Source organism: Staphylococcus sp. HMSC072H03 (assembly GCF_001809305.1).
GTDB lineage: Bacteria > Bacillota > Bacilli > Staphylococcales > Staphylococcaceae > Staphylococcus > Staphylococcus hominis.
Genome location: NZ_KV796903.1, coordinates 638 through 1,013, shown reverse-complemented (window position 1 = coordinate 1,013; position 376 = coordinate 638). Strand labels below are relative to the sequence as shown.

At 34.3% G+C, this 376-nt stretch carries 1 pseudogene; it reads right to left on the bottom strand.

Annotated elements, in window-relative coordinates:
* Nucleotides 1-376: pseudogene (locus HMPREF2578_RS11365) on the bottom strand (hypothetical protein); the annotation flags it as partial.

Genomic DNA, 376 nt, shown 5'->3' with positions numbered 1-376 from the left:
TTTTAGCGATATCAATATCTGTAGCTAAAACACGACCTAATATTTTCGCAGATGTTGTAATAACTGCATAACGCTTAAACATACGTTTACCTGTATTGTTTGTTTCATCCTTCAATTTATCTTTAAACCAATGATGTTCATCTTTAAACCATTGAATGGCTTCATCTTCACGTTTAATAAGATAATCAGCAACGAACGGTAAAACATGCCCGTAGTTTTGTGCAACTGCTTTTTTGATATTATCAGAGTTAGTTGCATCTGTAGTAAATTGTTCATTAATCTCAATGGTTCTTACACGTAACCCATCGTTTTGAGCCGAATCAGTAAAAATACTGTATTCTGACGTTGAAATGACAGACGTGCCCCAATTCTTAGG